General features: G+C 67.8%; 3 protein-coding genes and 2 pseudogenes. 2 read left to right on the top strand and 3 right to left on the bottom strand.

Annotated features, from left to right (window positions below):
- Positions 1 to 552: pseudogene (locus ACZ7L0_RS43630) on the top strand (transposase family protein); the annotation flags it as partial.
- A 39-nt stretch (positions 553 to 591) separates the two neighbouring features.
- Here the strand turns inward: ACZ7L0_RS43630 and ACZ7L0_RS43625 are convergent.
- Together ACZ7L0_RS43625 and ACZ7L0_RS43620 are read right to left on the bottom strand one after the other, a co-directional pair.
- A complete protein-coding gene (locus ACZ7L0_RS43625) occupies positions 592 to 1086 on the bottom strand; it encodes a GNAT family N-acetyltransferase (RefSeq protein WP_471248141.1) in 495 nt (164 codons plus the stop codon).
- Positions 1087 to 1169: 83 nt separating this feature from the next.
- Entirely contained in the window at positions 1170 to 2261 is a 1092-nt protein-coding gene (locus ACZ7L0_RS43620; RefSeq protein ID WP_471248140.1) for an IS630 family transposase, read from the bottom strand.
- 272 nt (positions 2262 to 2533) lie between these two features.
- Between ACZ7L0_RS43620 and ACZ7L0_RS43615 the strand changes: the two genes are divergently transcribed.
- Positions 2534 to 3004: a hypothetical protein gene (locus ACZ7L0_RS43615; RefSeq protein ID WP_471248139.1), complete on the top strand. Its 471-nt coding sequence runs from the start codon at positions 2534 to 2536 to the stop codon at positions 3002 to 3004.
- Between the two features lie 183 nt (positions 3005 to 3187).
- Here the strand turns inward: ACZ7L0_RS43615 and ACZ7L0_RS43610 are convergent.
- Positions 3188 to 3280: pseudogene (locus tag ACZ7L0_RS43610) on the bottom strand (IS21-like element helper ATPase IstB); the annotation flags it as partial.
- Between the last annotated feature and the right edge of the window lie 873 nt (positions 3281 to 4153).

The raw sequence follows: 4153 nt of genomic DNA, 5'->3' as shown, positions 1-4153 counted from the left end.
AACTTCAGGATCACGTTCTTCAGCTCCGTACGGTGCGCGGCCGACTCCTGCATCTCAAGCTGCCGGGCGCTCGCTCGCGACACCAGGTACTGGCCAAACAACAACTACCGCACGAACCCGACCATGCGGCAGTTGGGTCCGCTGTTCGGCGTCTCCTCCTCCACGGTGTACCGGGTCATCCAGCGGCTGGGGCCGCTGCTCGCGCTCGAGCCCGTCGCCCGTCCGGCCGACGCTCCGGACCGGGTGTGGATCGTGGATGGCACATTGATCCCGGTCCGTGACCGGAGCGTGGCCGCCTCCAGCCGTAACTATCGGTTCTCCGCGAATGTGCAGGTCATCGTCGATGCGAACACTCGGCTGGTGATCGCGGCAGCCCGCCCGGTGCCGGGCACCACAGCAGATGCGCACGCCTGGCGGGCATCTGGGCTGAGTGAGCACTGCCAGGGTGTGACGGTGCTTGGCGACGGCGCCTACCTCAACTACGGGATGGCAGTGCCGCACCGCAAACGTCCTGGGCGGGCTCTGCTGAAGGGTGAGGAGGAAGACAACGCCTAGCAGCTGCTGGCCACCCGCTCTCCGACTGGAGACGAATCAGCCTGCAGAGGGGGCGCCTTGCTCCTTGCTGAGCAAGATTCCGCGCGGTCCGAAGCCAGCCGAGGAGTAGAAGCGAACGGCTCCCGTGTTCGGCGCGAAGATGCCGGCATAGATGATCAGGACACCGCGCTCCGCGGCGGCTTTCTCCGCCGCCATCAGCAAAGCCGCCCCGACACCCTCGCCGCGATGCCCATCCAGGACGACGGTGTGGATCTCGGCCGCGCGGCGGGGAGTCAGAATCTGATGGTCCGGGGGATCCGCCAGCAGGATTACCTCCACCATGCCCACCACCTCGCCCGCCACCTCAGCGACCAAGATCAACACTTTGGACTCGGCCGCAAGCACCTCCTCGAAATGCCTGCGCACGGCCTCGATGTCCGGCACGCGGTAGATGGCCGGATCGAGTTGGACATGCCTTTCAGCATTCGCGAGACGAAGGCGGACAAGCGCGGCCACGTCCTCCCGCTCTGCAACTCTGACCAAGATCGGCATGACCGGGAGCCTTCCAGCTCACCCACCCCACCGCAAGGCGCAAGGGGCAACTCAAGACAGGGCGAACGTTGCCTGATGCGGCCCTAGTGACCTGAGTCGGAGATTCGTCGGCAGTATGCGGCTACCTTGTCGAGGATCTCGTCGGCGGTCTTCGTCCAGATGAACGGCCTTGGGTTGTCGTTCCAGTCGGCGAGCCAGCTGCGGATGTCCCGTTCCAGGGCTTGGACGGAGCGGTGGACGCCTCGCTTGAGCTTCTTCTGCGTGAGCTCGGCGAACCACCGCTCCACCAGGTTCAGCCAGGACGAACTCGTGGGCGTGAAGTGCAGGTGGAAGCGGGGGTGGGCCAGCAGCCACTGCTTGACCGCAGGCGTCTTGTGGGTGACGTAGTTGTCCAGGATCAGATGGACATCGAGGTCAGCGGGAACTTCCTTGTCGAGCTTGACCAAGAACTTCTTGAACTCGACGGCCCGGTGGCGCCGGTGGAGGGAGCCGATCACCTTCCCGGTGGCGACCTCCAGGGCTGCGAACAGGGTGGTGATGCCGGCGCCGACGTAGTCGTGGCTGCGGCGTTCGGGGACACCGGGAACCATCGGCAGCACGGGCTGGGACCGGTCGAGAGCCTGGATCTGGGACTTCTCGTCCACACAGAGGACCAGAGCCTTCTCCGGCGGATCGAGGTAGAGGCCCACCACGTCGCGGACCTTGTCGATGAACAGCGGGTCCGTGGACAGCTTGAACGTCTGCGTCCGGTGCGGCGCCAGCGCGAACGCCCGCCAGATCCGCGAGACCGCCGACTGCGACATGCCCGTGGCCGCCGCCATCGACCTCGTCGACCAGTGGGTCGCGTTCTTCGGCTTCTCCTCCAGCGTCTTGACGATGACCCGCTCGACGTCCGCGTCGGTGATCTTCCGCGGGACACCGGGCCGCGGCTCGTCGGACAGGCCGTCCAGGCCCCGTTCGAGGAAACGCCGCCGCCACGTGCGGACCGTGTCCGCAGTGACCCGCAGCCGACGCGACACCTCCATGATCGAGTGCCCGTCCGCGCACTCCAGCACGATCCGCGACCGCAGGGCCAGCGCCTGAGCCGTCGTGCGACGACGCACCCAGCCTTCCAACACGGCCCGCTGGGCATCAGTCAGCAACAACGGCGCAATCTTCGGACCCGGACGACTCATACCCAACCAACGACGAATCTCCGACTCAGGTCACTAGAAACATGTCGCTGAGTTCTGGGCGCGCGCCGGTCCTTGCCTCCGGCCGTCTCGTGTGCTGGTCGGCTGGACGCAAAACCGCCCCGGCCCCGGCTCTGACCCCAGCCGCAAACTGACTGCCAAGGGGAGGTGCGGAGCGCCGCAGGCGTAACCCCGCCGCCGAAGGCGCCGCCGCGTACCTCGCTGTCCGCCGACTTCACCACCGAAACCGACTACCTGAGAGGACCCAACGCCTGATGTCCGTATGGCCATCGATCGTTGCCGTACTCGGCACCCTCGCCGGTGCCCTGACCGCCGGGCTTCTCCAGCACCGTTCGGCACGCACCGCACGCGCCGAAGAGCGCGCCGACAGCCACCGCCAGGACCAGCTCGGTGCCGTCACCGACTTCGCGGCCGCCCTGGACGCGCACCGCTCGGCGATGTTCCATCGGGAGCATCTGGCCCTGACGGAAGCAAGCACCGAGCACCAGCTGGAGGCCCAGACGAGGTCCCACGACACCCGAGCGGCAATCACCGCGCCCCACCTCCGCCTTCAGGTCCTCGTCCCCGAGTTGGCCGGCCCCGCCCAGCAAGCCGCAGATGCCACCTACGCACTGCGCAAGGCCATCGACCGGACCGAGCTGGACGCCCGGCGGCATGCGGCCAAGGAAGCATCCGTCGCCTTCATCGCCGCGGCCGCCGCGCTGCTGAGCCCCAACAACCGCTGACTGAGGGCGGCCACTGCCAGCGTCCTGGCCGTCCGGTCGTGCCGGTCCCATACGCCCCAGGGACAGAACACCACCCCGATCTCCTGGACTGCCGCCTTCCCTGTCCGTCTTCTTTCTGCTGCCAGGGCCCACGTGAAGCCGATCGCCGATGCCTTCTCAGGCCGGCATCGGCTTCACCTGAGCCCGCAGGCTCTTCTCCCGGGGCAAGGCCGCAGCGCGGATGCGGCGTTCGGACCGGCGCCGGGCCCGGTCATCGCACTCGGCCATCAGCAACTCTGTCCGCCGACGCGGGGGTGCTCCGCAGGACCCGAGTGCGCCGACTCGTCAGGCGCTGGGCGCGGAGGCCCCGCCGACGCGCAACACCCCTTGAGGACCGCCCGATCCCCCAACGCTCCGCCACCACGCCCGCCCTTCCCTTCCCTCTTTCTTCCTGGGTGGGGCGGTTGTGGAGGTGCAAAGGGGGATGTCGGGCTTCCCGACCGCGCCTAAAGGCGTGGTGACCTGCGGATACATCGTCAGGCGCCTGACGGGAGCGGACAATTGTCAGAGGTGATGTCGGAGGAGTTGCGGGCGGGGTTATCGCATCGTGACGCTGGTCGGGCCTTCGTGGTCGGGGCTCTGGTCGGGGCCGAATCTCCTGCCCCGGCCGGCGCGACGTTCCGTCGCCGCGCCTCCCGTGGTGCAGATGGCCGGTTGCGTGCATCTCCCGTGGGGCTGTACCTGCCGAGGGCCCGGCGTGGGTTTCTGCCTTCCGGTGATGTCTGCGGGCCGGGGCGGGTTCCTGGTCGCCCGTCGTTCTCTCCTGTTGAGGTGATCGTGGCGCAGCGGCCCTGGTGATACCGCGTCCAGGTCGAGCAGGCCGGCCACCGCCGAATGGAGCGACGGGTACCACCACACCTGGCTCGACGGTGGGACGGGGTGGTCCCACCCGCTGAATACGGCGCCGACCACTGTCGAAGGCCCAGGTCGTGGCCCATGTCCGAGTTTTTTGCCGGGCCAGGGGCGGTGCGCATTCCGGTGACGGCGGACGGGGGATGTCGTGCTGTGCCGGGTTGCTGGTGATTGGGGGCGGTCATAGTGTCCATTTCGGCCTGTAAATCTCGATTGCCCGAGTGGTGACCGTCCCCTGGCATCGGAACCAACCCCGGG

The sequence above is a fragment of the Streptomyces sp. NPDC039424 genome (genome assembly GCF_055639495.1).
Note: the sequence above shows the minus strand (reverse complement) of the source record. Positions and strands in the feature narration are given on the sequence as shown.